The 14,916-nt window shown below is 66.7% G+C and carries 24 protein-coding genes; 1 reads left to right on the top strand and 23 read right to left on the bottom strand.

Annotated elements, in window-relative coordinates; all coding sequences use genetic code 11:
• Positions 1-2: 2 nt before the first annotated feature.
• From ABCS02_RS02660 to rpsJ, 22 genes are all read right to left on the bottom strand, one after another.
• Positions 3-611, bottom strand: a complete 609-nt coding sequence (locus ABCS02_RS02660; RefSeq protein ID WP_345834058.1) for an adenylate kinase — start codon at positions 609-611, stop codon at positions 3-5.
• Positions 608-1,930 carry a preprotein translocase subunit SecY gene (secY, locus tag ABCS02_RS02655; RefSeq protein WP_345834057.1) on the bottom strand — a complete coding sequence of 441 codons (1,323 nt, stop codon included), beginning with the start codon at positions 1,928-1,930 and terminating at the stop codon, positions 608-610. Before secY ends, ABCS02_RS02660 begins: the two co-directional genes overlap by 4 nt.
• Positions 1,931-2,010: 80 nt before the next feature.
• Positions 2,011-2,694, bottom strand: a complete 684-nt coding sequence (gene rplO, locus ABCS02_RS02650; RefSeq protein ID WP_345834056.1) for a 50S ribosomal protein L15 — start codon at positions 2,692-2,694, stop codon at positions 2,011-2,013.
• The gene (gene rpmD / locus ABCS02_RS02645; protein WP_185276507.1) at positions 2,694-2,879 is read right to left on the bottom strand and encodes a 50S ribosomal protein L30; all 186 of its coding nucleotides are present in this window, start codon (positions 2,877-2,879) and stop codon (positions 2,694-2,696) included. Before rpmD ends, rplO begins: the two co-directional genes overlap by 1 nt.
• Complete coding sequence (gene rpsE / locus ABCS02_RS02640; protein ID WP_055913991.1) at positions 2,879-3,598, bottom strand: 30S ribosomal protein S5; 720 nt, start codon at positions 3,596-3,598, stop codon at positions 2,879-2,881. Before rpsE ends, rpmD begins: the two co-directional genes overlap by 1 nt.
• Positions 3,595-3,966 carry a 50S ribosomal protein L18 gene (gene rplR / locus ABCS02_RS02635; protein ID WP_345834055.1) on the bottom strand — a complete coding sequence of 124 codons (372 nt, stop codon included), beginning with the start codon at positions 3,964-3,966 and terminating at the stop codon, positions 3,595-3,597. Before rplR ends, rpsE begins: the two co-directional genes overlap by 4 nt.
• A gap of 2 nt (positions 3,967-3,968) precedes the next feature.
• Complete coding sequence (gene rplF / locus ABCS02_RS02630) at positions 3,969-4,505, bottom strand: 50S ribosomal protein L6 (RefSeq protein WP_345834054.1); 537 nt, start codon at positions 4,503-4,505, stop codon at positions 3,969-3,971.
• A 7-nt stretch (positions 4,506-4,512) separates the two neighbouring features.
• Complete coding sequence (rpsH, locus tag ABCS02_RS02625) at positions 4,513-4,911, bottom strand: 30S ribosomal protein S8 (protein WP_345834053.1); 399 nt, start codon at positions 4,909-4,911, stop codon at positions 4,513-4,515.
• A gap of 111 nt (positions 4,912-5,022) precedes the next feature.
• Entirely contained in the window at positions 5,023-5,610 is a 588-nt protein-coding gene (gene rplE, locus ABCS02_RS02620) for a 50S ribosomal protein L5 (protein ID WP_345834052.1), read from the bottom strand.
• Positions 5,610-5,969, bottom strand: a complete 360-nt coding sequence (rplX, locus tag ABCS02_RS02615) for a 50S ribosomal protein L24 (protein WP_158865608.1) — start codon at positions 5,967-5,969, stop codon at positions 5,610-5,612. The genes rplE and rplX overlap by 1 nt, the downstream gene beginning before the upstream one ends.
• Before the next feature lie 2 nt (positions 5,970-5,971).
• A complete protein-coding gene (gene rplN / locus ABCS02_RS02610; RefSeq protein WP_018191958.1) occupies positions 5,972-6,340 on the bottom strand; it encodes a 50S ribosomal protein L14 in 369 nt (122 codons plus the stop codon).
• The gene (gene rpsQ, locus ABCS02_RS02605; RefSeq protein ID WP_018191959.1) at positions 6,337-6,642 is read right to left on the bottom strand and encodes a 30S ribosomal protein S17; all 306 of its coding nucleotides are present in this window, start codon (positions 6,640-6,642) and stop codon (positions 6,337-6,339) included. Before rpsQ ends, rplN begins: the two co-directional genes overlap by 4 nt.
• On the bottom strand, positions 6,642-6,974 hold the full coding sequence (gene rpmC / locus ABCS02_RS02600) for a 50S ribosomal protein L29 (RefSeq protein WP_345834051.1): 333 nt from the start codon (positions 6,972-6,974) through the stop codon (positions 6,642-6,644). Before rpmC ends, rpsQ begins: the two co-directional genes overlap by 1 nt.
• Positions 6,974-7,393 (bottom strand): 50S ribosomal protein L16, encoded by a 420-nt coding sequence (gene rplP, locus ABCS02_RS02595; protein ID WP_055894786.1) that lies wholly within the window; start codon positions 7,391-7,393, stop codon positions 6,974-6,976. Before rplP ends, rpmC begins: the two co-directional genes overlap by 1 nt.
• A 2-nt stretch (positions 7,394-7,395) precedes the next feature.
• On the bottom strand, positions 7,396-8,175 hold the full coding sequence (gene rpsC, locus ABCS02_RS02590) for a 30S ribosomal protein S3 (RefSeq protein ID WP_345834050.1): 780 nt from the start codon (positions 8,173-8,175) through the stop codon (positions 7,396-7,398).
• Positions 8,175-8,567, bottom strand: coding sequence for a 50S ribosomal protein L22 (rplV, locus tag ABCS02_RS02585; protein WP_345834049.1), 393 nt, complete (start codon positions 8,565-8,567; stop codon positions 8,175-8,177). Before rplV ends, rpsC begins: the two co-directional genes overlap by 1 nt.
• 24 nt (positions 8,568-8,591) lie before the next feature.
• Positions 8,592-8,873 carry a 30S ribosomal protein S19 gene (gene rpsS / locus ABCS02_RS02580; RefSeq protein ID WP_018191964.1) on the bottom strand — a complete coding sequence of 94 codons (282 nt, stop codon included), beginning with the start codon at positions 8,871-8,873 and terminating at the stop codon, positions 8,592-8,594.
• A 12-nt stretch (positions 8,874-8,885) separates the two neighbouring features.
• Entirely contained in the window at positions 8,886-9,725 is an 840-nt protein-coding gene (gene rplB / locus ABCS02_RS02575) for a 50S ribosomal protein L2 (protein WP_345834048.1), read from the bottom strand.
• 24 nt (positions 9,726-9,749) lie between these two features.
• Positions 9,750-10,049 (bottom strand): 50S ribosomal protein L23, encoded by a 300-nt coding sequence (rplW, locus tag ABCS02_RS02570; protein WP_055913959.1) that lies wholly within the window; start codon positions 10,047-10,049, stop codon positions 9,750-9,752.
• Positions 10,049-10,699 carry a 50S ribosomal protein L4 gene (gene rplD / locus ABCS02_RS02565; RefSeq protein ID WP_345834047.1) on the bottom strand — a complete coding sequence of 217 codons (651 nt, stop codon included), beginning with the start codon at positions 10,697-10,699 and terminating at the stop codon, positions 10,049-10,051. Before rplD ends, rplW begins: the two co-directional genes overlap by 1 nt.
• A 5-nt stretch (positions 10,700-10,704) precedes the next feature.
• Positions 10,705-11,364: a 50S ribosomal protein L3 gene (gene rplC, locus ABCS02_RS02560; RefSeq protein ID WP_345834046.1), complete on the bottom strand. Its 660-nt coding sequence runs from the start codon at positions 11,362-11,364 to the stop codon at positions 10,705-10,707.
• A 14-nt stretch (positions 11,365-11,378) separates the two neighbouring features.
• Positions 11,379-11,687 (bottom strand): 30S ribosomal protein S10, encoded by a 309-nt coding sequence (rpsJ, locus tag ABCS02_RS02555; protein WP_005050520.1) that lies wholly within the window; start codon positions 11,685-11,687, stop codon positions 11,379-11,381.
• A 454-nt stretch (positions 11,688-12,141) separates the two neighbouring features.
• Here rpsJ and ABCS02_RS02550 point away from each other — a divergent pair, with 454 nt between their 5' ends.
• Positions 12,142-13,080: a hypothetical protein gene (locus ABCS02_RS02550; RefSeq protein ID WP_345834045.1), complete on the top strand. Its 939-nt coding sequence runs from the start codon at positions 12,142-12,144 to the stop codon at positions 13,078-13,080.
• 577 nt (positions 13,081-13,657) lie between these two features.
• On the opposite strand, the gene tuf is transcribed toward ABCS02_RS02550, so the two are convergent.
• The gene (tuf, locus tag ABCS02_RS02545; RefSeq protein ID WP_055913937.1) at positions 13,658-14,851 is read right to left on the bottom strand and encodes an elongation factor Tu; all 1,194 of its coding nucleotides are present in this window, start codon (positions 14,849-14,851) and stop codon (positions 13,658-13,660) included.
• Between the last annotated feature and the right edge of the window lie 65 nt (positions 14,852-14,916).

The following is a 14,916-nucleotide window of genomic DNA, read 5'->3' as shown; positions in this document are numbered from 1 at the left end:
GCTTACGCGACGGTCTCGTCGGCGCCCGCGAGCGGGTGGATCCCGCGCTTGGCGAGGGCGGCGCGGATGCGCTCGGCGACCTCGTCCACTCCGCCCAGACCGTCGACCGGGACGAGCAGCCCGCGGTCCCGGTAGACGTCGATCAGCGGGGAAGTCTCGCGCACGTAGACCTCCTGGCGGTGCCGGATGGCGTCCTCGGAGTCATCGGCGCGGCCCTGCTCCTGCGCGCGCTTCGTGAGGCGTGCGACGATCTCGTCCTGGTCGGCGACGAGCTGGATGACCGCGGCGAGCTCCTGGCCCTTCGAGGCCAGCAGGTCGTCCAGGTACTTCACCTGCTCCAGGGTGCGCGGGTAGCCGTCGAGGAGGAAGCCGTCCTTCGCGTCGTCCTCGGCCAGCCGGTCGGTGACGAGCTGGTTCGTGAGGCTGTCCGGAACGTAGTCGCCTGCGTCGACGATCGCCTTGACCTGCTTACCGAGCGGTGTCTCGTTCTTGATGTTGGCCCGGAAGATGTCGCCCGTGGAGATGTCGGGGATCCCGTACACGGAGGTGATGCGGGAGGCCTGAGTGCCCTTGCCCGCTCCGGGAGGTCCGACGATCAGCATACGGGTCAACGCAGAAGCCCTTCGTAGTGCCGCTGCTGGAGCTGCGAGTCGATCTGCTTGACCGTCTCGAGTCCGACACCGACGATGATGAGGATGGACGTGCCGCCGAACATGAAGTTCTGGCTGGCGCCGAGCAATGCGAACGCTATCAGCGGGATCAGCGCGATGATGCCGAGGTAGATCGAGCCCGGCAGCGTCACGCGGGTCAGCACGTAGTCGAGGTACTCGGCGGTGGGGCGGCCCGCGCGGATACCGGGGATGAAGCCGCCGTACTTCTTCATGTTGTCGGCGACCTCCTCCGGGTTGAACGTGATGGCCACATAGAAGTACGTGAAGCCCACGATCAGGAGGAAGTAGAGCAGCATGTAGAGCGGGTGGTCGCCCTTGGTCAGGTAGTTCGTGATCCAGGTCACCCAGGGAGCCGGGGCCTTGCCGGCCGCCGGCTGGTTGAACTGGGCGATCAGCGCGGGCAGGTACAGCAGCGACGACGCGAAGATGACCGGGACGACGCCCGCCATGTTCACCTTGATCGGGATGTACGTGTTGTTGCCGCCGTACGTCCGGCGACCGACCATGCGCTTGGCGTACTGCACGGGGATCCGGCGCTGCGACTGCTCGACGAAGACGACCGCGGCGACGATCAGGAGACCGATCGCAATCACCACCAGCATCACCTCGATGCTCTGCGACTGGCCGATGGCCCAGAGCGAGCTCGGGAACTGCGCCGCGATCGAGGTGAAGATCAGGAGGGACATGCCGTTGCCGATGCCGCGCTCGGTGACCAGCTCGCCCATCCACATGATGAGGCCGGTGCCGGCGGTCATGGTGACGACCATGAGCATGATGGCGTACCAGGAGTCGTCCGTGATCAGCTGCGTGCACTGCGAGACGGCCGTGGTACCGAAGAGCGCGCCCGAGCGGGCGACGGTGATGAGGGTCGTCGACTGGAGGACGCCCAGCGCGATCGTGAGATAGCGCGTGTACTGCGTGAGCTTCGCCTGGCCGGCCTGGCCCTCCTTGTAGAGGGTCTCGAAGCGCGGGATGACCACGCGAAGAAGCTGCACGATGATCGACGCGGTGATGTACGGCATGATGCCGAGCGCGAAGATCGAGAGTTTGAGGAGAGCGCCACCCGAGAACAGGTTGACCAGGGAGTAGAGCCCCGAGGTGTCCTGGTTGGCGTTCAGACAGGTCTGGACGTTGGCGAAGTCGACGAACGGCGCAGGGATGAAGGAGCCCAGCCGGAACAGGGCGATGATCCCCAGCGTGAAGAAGATCTTCCGGCGGAGGTCCGGGGTGCGGAAGATCCGCGCGACGGCGCTAAACAAAAGTGCGTCCTGCTTTCCTGTAAGAGTCAGTCGGGTGACCGGAGCTTTCCGGCCACCCGACTGCGCTGCTTTACGGGCGGCTACTTGACGGAGCCACCAGCGGCGACGATCTTCTGCTCGGCAGAGCCGGAGACCTTGTCGACCGCAACGTTCAGCTTAACCGCAATGTCCCCGTTACCGAGAACCTTGACCTTCTCGTTCTTGCGAACGGCGCCCTTGGCGACGAGGTCGGAGATGGTGACATCCCCACCGGCCGGGTACAGCTCGGCCAGCTTCTCGAGGTTGACCACCTGGTACTCGACGCGGAACGGGTTCTTGAACCCGCGCAGCTTCGGCGAACGCATGTGGAACGGGAGCTGACCGCCCTGGAAGCCCGGGCGGACCTGGTAGCGGGCCTTGGTGCCCTTCGTGCCACGGCCCGCGGTCTTGCCCTTGGAACCCTCACCGCGTCCGACGCGGGTCTTGTCCTTCTTGGCGCCTGCGGCGGGACGGAGGTGGTGCACCTTGAGGACCTGCTCGCGGGGCTCCGCGACGTCCTTCTTGGCCGGAGCCTTCTTCGCCGGGGCGGAGACGGTCTCGTCCTTGGTGGAGGCGGCGGCCTTGTCGGCAGCGGCCTTCGCCGGAGCCTTCTTGGCCGGAGCCTTCTTCTCGGCGGCCGGCTTGTCGGCGGCAGCCTTGGTGGTGGTGCTCTTCTTGGCGGCCGGCTTCGAGGCGACGGCCTCAGTGGCCTGCTTGTCCGCCGTGTTTTCAGTTTCGGTGGGCATTAGTCGATCTCCTCAACCTTCACCAGGTGAGCGACGGTGTTGACGTACCCGCGGTTCTGCGGGGTGTCCTCGCGGACGGTGACGTCACCGATTCGCTTCAGTCCCAGACTGCGCAGCGTGTCGCGCTGGTACTGCTTCTCGCTCACTTTCGACTTGATCTGCGTGATCTTCAGGCGCGCGGCCATCAGGCACCTACCTTCTCTGCCTTCTTGGCGGCAGCAGCGGCCTCGGCCGCCTCCGCCTCGGCACGCAGCAGGCGCGCGGGCGCGACCTGGTCGTAGTCGAGACCACGGCGAGCTGCGACGGCACGGGGCTCCTCGAGCTGCTTCAGCGCCTCGACGGTCGCGTGCACGATGTTGATCGTGTTGGACGAGCCGAGCGACTTGCTCAGCACGTCGTGGATGCCGGCGCACTCCAGGACGGCGCGCACCGGGCCACCGGCGATGACACCGGTACCGGCGGCGGCCGGACGCAGGAGGACGACGCCGGCGGCGGCCTCACCCTGCACCGGGTGCGGGATGGTGACGCCGACGCGCGGGACGCGGAAGAAGTTCTTCTTCGCCTCCTCGACGCCCTTCGAGATCGCCAGCGGCACCTCGCGGGCCTTGCCGTAGCCGACGCCCACCAGGCCGTTGCCGTCGCCGACGACCACGAGAGCGGTGAAGCTGAAGCGACGACCACCCTTCACTACCTTGGAGACGCGGTTGATGGTGACGACGCGCTCCAGGAACTGGCTCTTGTCGGCGTCCCGGCTGCCGCGATCGCGGTTGGGGTTGCGCTCCCGGCCACCGCGGCGCGGCTCGCGCTCGCGGTTGTTGTCGGTCGACGCAGCGGTCTCGACCGGCTGCGCGGTCTCCGTTACCTCAGCGGCCACGGTCTGCTCCTTGTTATTCTCGTCGCTCACAGGTTCAGCCCACCTTCACGAGCGCCTTCGGCGACGGCCGCAACGCGACCGGCGTACTTGCTGCCGCCACGGTCGAAGACCACGGCCTCGACACCGGCGCTCTTCGCGCGCTCGGCGACGAGCTCGCCCACCTTGCGGGCCTTGGCGGTCTTGTCGCCGTCGAAGCCGCGCAGGTCGGTCTCCATGGTCGACGCGGAGGCCAGCGTGTGGCCCTTGGCGTCGTCGACGACCTGCACGAAGACGTGACGGGCCGAACGGGTGACGACCAGGCGAGGACGGACCTCGGTGCCCACGACCTTCTTGCGGAGGCGGGTGTGACGACGGCCACGGGCGGCCGCCTTGCTCTTTCCTCTGGTACCCAGAGCCATGATTACTTACCAGCCTTTCCGGCCTTGCGACGAACGACCTCGCCGGCGTAACGCACGCCCTTGCCCTTGTACGGCTCGGGCTTGCGGATCTTGCGGATGTTCGCGGCGACCTCGCCCACAGCCTGCTTGTCGATCCCGCTCACGGTGAGCTTGTTGTTGCCCTCGACCGTGAAGGTGATGCCGGCCGGCGGCTCGACGTTCACCGGGTGCGAGAAGCCGAGCGCGAACTCGACGCCCGCGCCCTTCTGGGCCACGCGGTAACCGGTGCCGACGATCTCGAGGCCCTTGGAGTAGCCCTCGGTGACGCCGACGATGTTGTTGTTGATGAGCGTGCGGGTGAGGCCGTGGAGCGAGCGCGAGGCGCGCTCGTCGTCCGGACGGGTGACCAGGACCTGGCCCTCCTCCAGCTTCGCCTCGATGGGGCTGGCGACGACGAGCGTGAGCTCGCCCTTCGGGCCCTTGACGGTGACGGTCTGGCCGTCGATCTTCACATCGACCCCAGCGGGGATCTCGATGGGCAGTCTTCCGATTCGCGACATGGCGGTGTCACCACACGTAGGCGAGGACTTCCCCACCCACGCCCTTCTTCTCAGCCTGGCGGTCCGTGAGGAGCCCCGAGGAGGTGGACAGGATCGCGACACCGAGGCCGCCGAGGACCTTGGGGAGCTCCGTCGACTTCGCGTAGACGCGGAGGCCGGGCTTGGAGACACGCTTGATGCCTGCGATGGAACGCTCACGGTTCGGACCGAACTTGAGGTTGAGCGTCAGGGTCTGGCCGACACGGGCGTCGGAGACCTCCCAGCCGGAGATGTAGCCCTCGGAGGTGAGGATCTCGGCGATGTGGGACTTGAGCTTGGAGTGCGGCATCGACACGGTGTCGTGGTGCGCCGAGTTCGCGTTGCGCAGTCTGGTCAGCATGTCTGCGACCGGATCTGTCATCGTCATTGCGATTTTCCTTTGTTCACCAGGTTTCGTGCAGCCGTTACACGACTGACGACCTGTGGTGGAAGTGGGCCGGCCGGGCGGCCGGCCCACAAAGAGACAAGACTACTAGGTCTAGTTGCCCGCCTCGTTCGAGCGGAACGGGAAGCCGAGCTGCTTGAGCAGCGCGCGACCCTCCGCGTCGTTCTTCGCGGTCGTGACGACCGTGATGTCCATACCCCGGACGCGGTCGATCCGGTCCTGGTTGATCTCGTGGAACATCGACTGCTCCGTGAGACCGAAGGTGTAGTTGCCGTTGCCGTCGAACTGCTTGTCGCTCAGGCCGCGGAAGTCCCGGATACGGGGCAGCGCGAGCGAGAGCAGACGGTCGAGGAACTCCCACATGCGGTCGCCGCGCAGCGTGACGTGCGCGCCGATCGGCTGGCCCTCGCGCAGCTTGAACTGCGCGATGGACTTGCGGGCCTTCGTGACCTGCGGCTTCTGGCCGGTGATCAGGGTGAGGTCGTTGATCGCACCGTCGATCACCTTGCCGTCGCGAGCAGCCTCGCCGACACCCATGTTGACCACGATCTTCACGAGGCCGGGCACCTGGTGCACGTTCGTGAAACCGAAGTCGCCCTTGAGCTGAGCGGAGATCTCGTTCTTGTACTTCTGCTTCAGGCGAGGCTGGATTTTGCCAGCACTCGTTGCAGTGTCCGTCATTACAGGTCCTTACCAGACTTCTTGGCGTAACGAACGCGGACCGTCTTGGTGACGCCGTCCTTCGTAACGGTCTCGGTGCGGAAGCCGACGCGGGTCGGCTTCTTGGTCTCGGGGTCGACGAGCGCCACGTTGGACACGTGGATCGGAGCCTCGTGGGTCTCGATGCCGCCGGTCTTCGTGCCACGCTGCGTCTGGCCGACGCGCACGTGCTTGGTCACGAAGTTGACGCCCTCGACGATCACGCGGTTCTTCTCCACGAGGACCTCGATGACACGACCCTGCTTGCCACGGTCGCCACCGCGGGCCTGCGAACGGCCCGAGATGACCTGGACCAGGTCGCCCTTCTTGATGTTCGCCATGGTTACAGCACCTCCGGGGCCAGCGAGATGATCTTCATGAACTTCTTGTCGCGAAGCTCACGGCCGACCGGGCCGAAGATGCGGGTGCCACGGGGGTCACCGTCGTTCTTCAGGATCACGGCGGCGTTCTCGTCGAACTTGATGTAGGAGCCGTCCGGGCGGCGGGTGTTCTTCCGCACGCGCACGACGACGGCCTTGACGACATCGCCCTTCTTGACGTTGCCGCCGGGGATCGCGTCCTTGACCGTGGCGACGATGACGTCACCCAGGCCGGCGTAGCGACGGCTGGAGCCGCCGAGGACGCGGATGGCGAGAAGCTCCTTGGCGCCGGTGTTGTCGGCGACCTTGAGTCGGGATTCCTGCTGAATCACTTGGCCTTCTCCAGAATCTCAACCAGGCGCCACCGCTTGGAGGCGCTCAGCGGACGGGTCTCGTTGATGAGAACGAGGTCGCCGATGCCGGCGGTGTTGTTCTCGTCGTGCGCCTTCACCTTGGAGGTGCGGCGGATGACCTTGCCGTACAGGGGGTGCTTCACGCGGTCCTCGACCTCGACGACGATGGTCTTGTCCATCTTGTCGCTGACGACGTACCCGCGACGGGCCTTGCGGTAACCACGGACGAGGGCCTCGTCGGCCGCCGACTCCGCGGCCGCAGCCTTGGTGGTCTCAGCCATTACTTGGCCTCCTCAGTCTCGGTCTCGGCGACCTCGGGGGCCTCAGCGGCCTCCTTCTTCGCCTTGCTCTTCTTCTCTGCCTTGGCGGGCGTGACCTCGGCCGGGGCCGGGGTCGCCCGGATCCCGAGCTCGCGCTCGCGGATCACGGTGTAGATACGAGCGATGTCGCGCTTGACCGCACGCAGGCGGCCGTGGCTCTCGAGCTGACCGGTGGCCGACTGGAAGCGCAGGTTGAACAGCTCTTCCTTGGCCTTCTTCAGCTCGTCGATCAGACGCTCGTCTTCAAAGGTGTCGAGCTCGCTGGGAGCGAGCTCCTTGGTGCCGATCGCCATTACGCGTCGCCCTCCTCGCGCTTGATGATGCGTGCCTTGAGGGGCAGCTTGTGGATTGCACGGGTCATTGCCTCACGAGCGAGTTCCTCGGAGACGCCGGAGACCTCGAAGAGGACCCGACCCGGCTTGACGTTCGCGACCCACCACTCGGGCGAACCCTTACCGGAACCCATTCGGGTCTCGGCCGGCTTCTTCGTGAGCGGACGGTCCGGGTAGATGTTGATCCACACCTTGCCGCCACGCTTGATGTGACGCGTCATCGCGATACGAGCGGACTCGATCTGACGGTTGGTCACATAAGCGGGGGTCAGGGCCTGGATGCCGAACTCGCCGAAGGAGACCTTCGTGCCACCGGTCGCCTGGCCGCTACGGCCGGGGTGGTGCTGCTTGCGGTGCTTGACTCTGCGTGGGATCAACATGGTTATGCCTCAACTCCTGCTGCGGCCGGCGCGGCCTCGGTCGCGGGGGCGTTGCCCCGGCCACCGCCGCGACGCGGACCACGGTCACGGTCGTTGCGCTCGCGCGACGGCTTCTGGTTGGCCTGCTCGCGGGCAAGCTCCTTGTTCGTGATGTCGCCCTTGTAGATCCACACCTTGACACCGATGCGACCGAAGGTGGTCTTGGCCTCGTAGAAGCCGTAGTCGATGTTGGCGCGGAGCGTGTGCAGCGGCACACGACCCTCGCGGTAGAACTCGGAGCGGCTCATCTCGGCGCCGCCGAGGCGGCCCGACACCTGGATGCGGACACCCTTGGCGCCGGCGCGCTGAGCGCCCTGCAGGCCCTTGCGCATCGCGCGGCGGAAGGCCACGCGGGCGGCGAGCTGCTCGGCGATGCCCTGGGCGACGAGCTGAGCGTCGGCCTCGGGGTTCTTGACCTCGAGGATGTTCAGCTGGATCTGCTTGCCCGAGAGCTTCTCGAGGTCGGCGCGGATGCGCTCGGCCTCGGCGCCACGGCGACCGATCACGATGCCCGGACGGGCGGTGTGGATGTCGACGCGGACGCGGTCGCGGGTGCGCTCGATCTCGATGCGGGACACGCCCGCGCGGTCGAGCGAGGTCTTCAGCAGCGTGCGGATCTTGACGTCCTCAGCGAGGTAGTCGCTGTAACGCTGACCCTTCTTCGTGCTGTCGGAGAACCAGCGCGACACGTGGTCGGTCGTGATCCCCAGACGGAAGCCGTACGGGTTGACTTTCTGGCCCATTACTTGCTCGCCTTCTTCGTAGCGTTCGCAACCTCAGCCTCGTCCGGCGTCGCGAGGACGATCGTGATGTGGCTGGTGCGCTTGTTGATCCGGAAGGCCCGGCCCTGTGCACGCGGCTGGAACCGCTTGAGCGTGGTGCCCTCGTCCACGAAGGCCTTGCTCACGTACAGGTCCTGCTCGTCCAGGTAGGTGTTGCTCTGGTCGGCCTTGACGCGCGCGTTGGCGATCGCCGAGGCGACGAGCTTGTAGACCGGCTCGCTCGCGCTCTGCGGGGCGAACTTCAGGATGGCCAGGGCCTCCTGGGCCTGCTTGCCGCGGATCAGGTTGACGACGCGGCGGGCCTTCATGGGGGTGACGCGGATGTGACGCACGCGTGCGATCGACTCCACCATTTCTCTCCTCCTTACGCCACCGCGTTAGCGGCGGCGACCCTTCTTGTCGTCCTTCACGTGACCACGGAAGGTGCGGGTGGGCGCGAACTCGCCCAGCTTGTGACCGACCATGGTCTCGGTGACGAACACCGGGATGTGCTTGCGACCGTCGTGCACCGCGATGGTGTGACCCAGCATGGCCGGGACGATCATCGAGCGGCGCGACCAGGTCTTGATCACGTTCTTGCTGTTGGCCTCGTTCGCGGCGACCACCTTGCGAAACAGGTGCTCGTCGACGAAGGGGCCCTTCTTGAGACTGCGTGGCATCTTCTCGAACTCCTACTTACGCTTCTTGCCGGCGTTACGACGGCGGACGATGAGCTTGTCGCTTTCCTTGTTGGGGTGGCGCGTGCGGCCTTCCTTCTGACCCCACGGGCTGACCGGGTGGCGACCACCGGAGGTCTTGCCCTCACCACCACCGTGCGGGTGGTCGATCGGGTTCATCGCGACACCGCGGACGGTCGGGCGGACGCCCTTCCAGCGCATACGGCCGGCCTTGCCCCAGTTGATGTTCGACTGCTCGGCGTTGCCGACCTCGCCGATCGTCGCGCGGCAGCGGACGTCGACGTTGCGGACCTCGCCCGAGGGCAGGCGCAGCTGGGCGTAGGGGCCGTCCTTCGCGACGAGACGCACCGAGGCACCGGCGGAGCGGGCCATCTTGGCGCCGCCGCCCGGCTTGAGCTCGATGGCGTGCACGACGGTACCGGTCGGGATGTTGCGCAGCGGCAGGTTGTTGCCCGGCTTGATGTCCGAGCCGGCGCCCGACTCGACCACGTCGCCCTGCTTCAGCCCGGCCGGAGCCAGGATGTAGCGCTTGGTGCCGTCCACGAAGTGGAGCAGCGCGATGCGCGCAGTGCGGTTGGGGTCGTACTCGATGTGCGCGACCTTGGCGTTGACGCCGTCCTTGTCGTTGCGACGGAAGTCGATCACGCGGTACTGGCGCTTGTGGCCACCACCGATGTGACGGGTCGTGATGCGGCCCTGGTTGTTGCGGCCACCGGTCTTCGACAGCGGACGGAGAAGGGACTTCTCCGGCGTCGAGCGGGTGATCTCGGCGAAGTCGGCGACCGAGGAGCCGCGACGACCGGGGGTCGTGGGCTTGTAGTTACGAATAGCCATGTCTGTCTTCCTCTAGTCCTTCGCTCAGCCGACGGCCGTGAAGATGTCGATGGAACCGGACTTCAGCGTGACGATGGCACGCTTGGTGTCCTTGCGCTTGCCGAGCCCGAACTTGGTGCGGCGGGTCTTGCCCTGACGGTTCAGGGTGTTGATCGACGCGACCTCGACCTTGAAGATCGACTCGATGGCGAGCTTGATCTCGGTCTTGTTCGAACGCGGGTCGACGATGAAGGTGTACTTGCCTTCGTCGATCAGGCCGTAGCTCTTCTCGGAGACGACCGGGGCGATGATGATGTCGCGCGGGTCCTTGTTGACGGCGGCCATTACGCGTTCACCTCTTCCTTCTTGCTCTTGGACGAGATGAACGACTCCAGCGCGGCCTGCGAGAAGACGATGTCGTCGCTCACCAGGACGTCGTAGGCGTTCAGCTGGTCGTAGGTCAGCACGTGCACGGACGGGACGTTGCGCACGCTCTTGAAAGCGAGCTCGTCATCGCGCTCCAGCACCACGAGGACGTGGCGGGAGGTCGCGACGCCGCTGAGCAGCTCCACGACGGCCTTGGTCGAGGGGGCCTCGCCGGTCGTGAACGCCTGCACGGCGTGGATGCGGCTGCCGCGGGCGCGGTCCGAGAGGGCGCCGAGCAGGGCAGCGGCGATCATCTTCTTCGGGGTGCGCTGCGAGTAGTCGCGCGGGGTCGGTCCGTGGACGATGCCACCGCCGGTCATCTGAGGAGCGCGGATCGAGCCCTGACGAGCGCGACCGGTGCCCTTCTGCTTGAACGGCTTGCGGCCGGCGCCGGAGACCTCGCCACGACCCTTGGTCTTGTGGGTGCCCTGGCGCGCTGCGGCGAGCTGAGCGGTCACGACCTGGTGGATCAGCGGGATGTTGGTCTGAACGTCGAACAGGGAGTCCGGAAGCTCGATGGAGCCGGCCTTCTTGCCCTTGAGGTCGACGACGTCAATCGAGGTAGCCATTTACCTTAGGCCCCCTTCACTGCGTTGCGGACGAAAACGATGCGGCCACGAGCGCCGGGGACGGCGCCCTTGACGAGCAGCAGGCCCTTCTCGGCGTCGACGGCCTGGACCTTGAGGTTCAGGACGGTCACGCGCTCGCCACCCATGCGACCGGCCATGCGCATGCCCTTGAAGACACGGCTCGGGGTCGAGGAGGCGCCGATGGAGCCCGGCTTGCGGTGGTTGCGGTGCGCACCGTGCGAGGCGGAGACGCCCTTGAAGTTGTGGCGCTTCATGACACCGGCGAAGCCCTTGCCCTTGGAGGTGCCCACGACGTCGACCAGCTGGCCGGCCTCGAAGGTGGCGTCCACGGTGAGCTCCTGGCCGGCCGAGTACTCGGCGGCGTCAGCGGTGCGGACCTCGGTGAGGTGACGGCGCGGCGTGACGCCCGCCTTGTCGAAGTGCCCGCCGGCCGGCTTGTTGACCTTGCGCGGGTCGATCTGGCCGTAGGCGATCTGGACGGCGTTGTAGCCGTCGACCTCGGGGGTGCGGACCTGGGTCACGACGTTCGGCGTGATCTCGATGACCGTCACGGGGATGAGCTTGTTGTTCTCGTCCCAGACCTGGGTCATGCCGAGCTTCTTGCCGAGGAGGCCCTTGGAGGTCTTGGTGTCGATGTTGGACATAGCGGCACTCCCCCTTAGAGCTTGATCTCGATGTTGACGTCGGCGGGCAGGTCGAGACGCATGAGCGAGTCGACGGCCTTCGGCGTCGGGTCGATGATGTCGATCAGCCGCTTGTGCGTGCGCATCTCGAAGTGCTCGCGGCTGTCCTTGTACTTGTGGGGCGAACGGATGACGCACACCACGTTCTTCTCGGTGGGAAGCGGCACCGGGCCGACGACGGTCGCGCCTGCACGGGTCACCGTGTCGACGATCTTGCGCGCCGAGGTGTCGATGACCTCGTGGTCATACGACTTAAGCCGAATGCGGATCTTCTGTCCCGCCATGTCTGACTCTCTCTCTTGTTATGGCGTCGTACGAGACGGCTCTTACGAACCGCGCTCGCATTGGACGCAGTGCGACGTACGCGTGGGAAACGCCACTATTCTTCTGTCAACTCACCGCACGCCTCGAGGCACAGAGAAATCCCTGCTTTTCGAAGATGTCGATTGTGAGCATGTCCTGCTACCTGCGGCCTAACCCCTCGACCGCCGGTCCGAAGACTCTCGCGGTGGGCTATGCACTGCCTGGCAGTGATCCGTTCGGAGCGCACGTCAGCGCACTCGTTCCGAAATGTTGAACCAGACAAGTTTGCCAGATCCGGGGCGATGCTGCAACCCGGGCGTGTCGCGGGTGTCCGGCGGCGGTGTGAATTGCCTCCACAGCCGCCCCCGCGCGCCGAGTTCTCCACAGTTTCTAGCCTCCCGCCCACAGCCGCGTGCCCGTCGCCAGGCTGGATCCATGACAGCACTCCACGACACCTCCAGCGCCCCCGCCCGGCTCCACCGCCTCCACCTGCGCGCGGTCGAACCCGGGCGCCATGCGACCCTCAAGCAGGTCGGCCGGCAGCGCTCTGCGCGCCAGCACGTCGAGCGACTGCGGCTGTTCGCGGCGATGCGCTCGCGCCCGCCCGTGTTCGCGTACTGGTCGGCGGCGCTGGTGCACGGTCTCCCCCTGCTCTGCCCTCCGCCCGCCACCGTCCACGTGGCGGCCGTCGGATCGGCCGACCACGCCGATCACGGCATCGTCGCGCACCGTCGCACCGGAGAGCGGCCGGCGGTGAGAAAGCGCGACCTCCTGGCGACGCCGGTCCCCGAGACCGTCGCTGCTCTCGCGGGGAGGACGTCCTTCGTGGAGGGCGTGGTGCTCGCGGACCACGCCCTCCAGACTGGCGCGTACGGCGAGCGCGTTCCCCTCACCACGCGCGAGGAGCTGTTGGAATCCGCCGGCCTGCTGCGCGATCCGCAGGAGCGGCGACGGGCGCTCGCCGTCGCCCGGTTCGCCGACGGTCGCGCCGAGTCGCCTCTCGAGTCGGTGAGCCGGGCCACGATGGCTCTCGTCGGAGCGCCTCCTCCCGACCTGCAGGTGCGGCTCCACGACTTGGAGGGTGTCTTCGCCCGTCTCGACTTCGTCTGGCCTGGGCTCGGACTCGCCGGGGAGGCGGACGGCGCCGAGAAGCTCCAGCACCCGGCCTTCCGGCAGTTCCCGGACGTGCGAGAGGCTCTCGCGGCACGCACGGAGCGGGATCGACGGATCGAGGCGGTGGGGCTGCGCGTCCTGCACTGGCGGTGGGCCACGGGGCGGCGCGTCGATCTGATGCGGGAGTTTCTCCGCCGGGAGGGGGTGCCGCTGGACCCGCGGACCCGACTCGGAGAGCTGGAGCTGGGACCGGGCTCATGACGCACAAAGAACGGGACCGGCGTTCGCCGATCCCGCTCCGAACGGCGCCTCGCGCCGCCGCTCTCGTGGTTCCAAGACCGCCTAGGCGGTGTCCGAACTCTTCGTCCGTGCTCCGGTCAGCGGCTTGGTCTGGTTTGCGAGGTCCATGCTCACCATAGGCAGTCTCCCTTCGTCGACGGACCCGTTCGGTTGAAACGGTGACCTCATTCTGCGCCCGACCCGGCGAGAGGTAAACCCCCGCGGCCTCATGCGCGGGAACTGGTGCGTCGCGATCGCAGGAGGAGGCGGAGGCAGAGGGCCGCCGCGCCGACCGCGCCGGCGCCGATGGCCCGGTGTACTCGAAGGCGTCCGCCCCGGCGAAGCCCGCTTCGGGGGTGTAGTCGCCGCCGCCGGCGGTGCGTTCGACACCACGCCGCCTGCTGCCAGCAGCACCACCGAGATGGGTCGGAATCCGAGCGCGGGAACGAGGACGATGCGGGGACATGCGTGATCACGCCTCTGCCCAAACGACGAAGGGCCGAACCCTCACGGGTCCGGCCCTCAGCCGAAATGCCTGCCCGGTGGACCGGGCGGGGACTTACTTGTTGATCTTGGTCACCGTACCGGCGCCCACGGTGCGGCCACCCTCACGGATGGCGAAGCCGAGGCCCTCCTCCATGGCGATCGGCTGGATCAGCTCGACCGACATGTCGGTGGTGTCGCCGGGCATGACCATCTCGGTGCCCTCGGGCAGCGAGATGACGCCGGTGACGTCGGTGGTACGGAAGTAGAACTGCGGGCGGTAGTTCGTGTAGAAGGGGTTGTGACGGCCACCCTCCTCCTTCGAGAGGATGTAGGCAGTGCCCTCGAAGTTGGTGTGCGGCGTGACCGAACCCGGCTTCACGACGACCTGGCCGCGCTCCACGTCCTCGCGCTTGGTGCCGCGGAGGAGCAGACCACAGTTCTCGCCGGCCCAGGCCTCGTCGAGCTGCTTGTGGAACATCTCGATACCCGTGACCGTGGTCTTCTGCGTCGGGCGGATGCCGACGATCTCGACCTCGGAGTTGATGGCGAGGGTGCCGCGCTCGGCGCGACCGGTGACGACCGTGCCACGACCGGTGATCGTGAAGACGTCCTCGATCGGCATCAGGAACGGCTTGTCCTTGTCGCGCACCGGGTCCGGGATGGACTCGTCGACGGCGTCCATGAGGTCGAGGACCGACTGGACCCACTTCTCGTCGCCCTCGAGAGCCTTGAGGCCCGAGACGCGCACGACCGGGGCGTTGTCGCCGTCGAAGTCCTGGCTGGAGAGCAGCTCGCGGACCTCGAGCTCGACGAGCTCCAGGATCTCCTCGTCGTCGACCATGTCGGACTTGTTCAGCGCGACGAGCAGGTACGGAACGCCGACCTGCTTGGCCAGCAGCACGTGCTCGCGGGTCTGAGCCATCGGACCGTCGGTGGCGGCGACCACGAGGATCGCGCCGTCCATCTGAGCGGCACCGGTGATCATGTTCTTGATGTAGTCGGCGTGACCCGGGGCGTCGACGTGCGCGTAGTGGCGCTTCGGGGTCTCGTACTCGACGTGCGAGATGTTGATCGTGATACCACGCTGACGCTCTTCCGGAGCCGAGTCGATCGACGCGAAGTCGCGCTGCACGTTGGTCGCCGACGGGTACTTGTCAGCAAGCACCTTGGAGATCGCCGCGGTGAGCGTCGTCTTGCCGTGGTCGACGTGACCGATGGTTCCGATGTTCACGTGCGGCTTAGTCCGCTCGAACTTGGCCTTAGCCACTGTGGTCCTCCTCAGGACTCTCGTGCAGACACCCCGGTCGACGGATTTCGACCGGAGGGCCTACG

Source organism: Microbacterium sp. X-17 (assembly GCF_039615055.1).
Note: the sequence above shows the minus strand (reverse complement) of the source record. Positions and strands in the feature narration are given on the sequence as shown.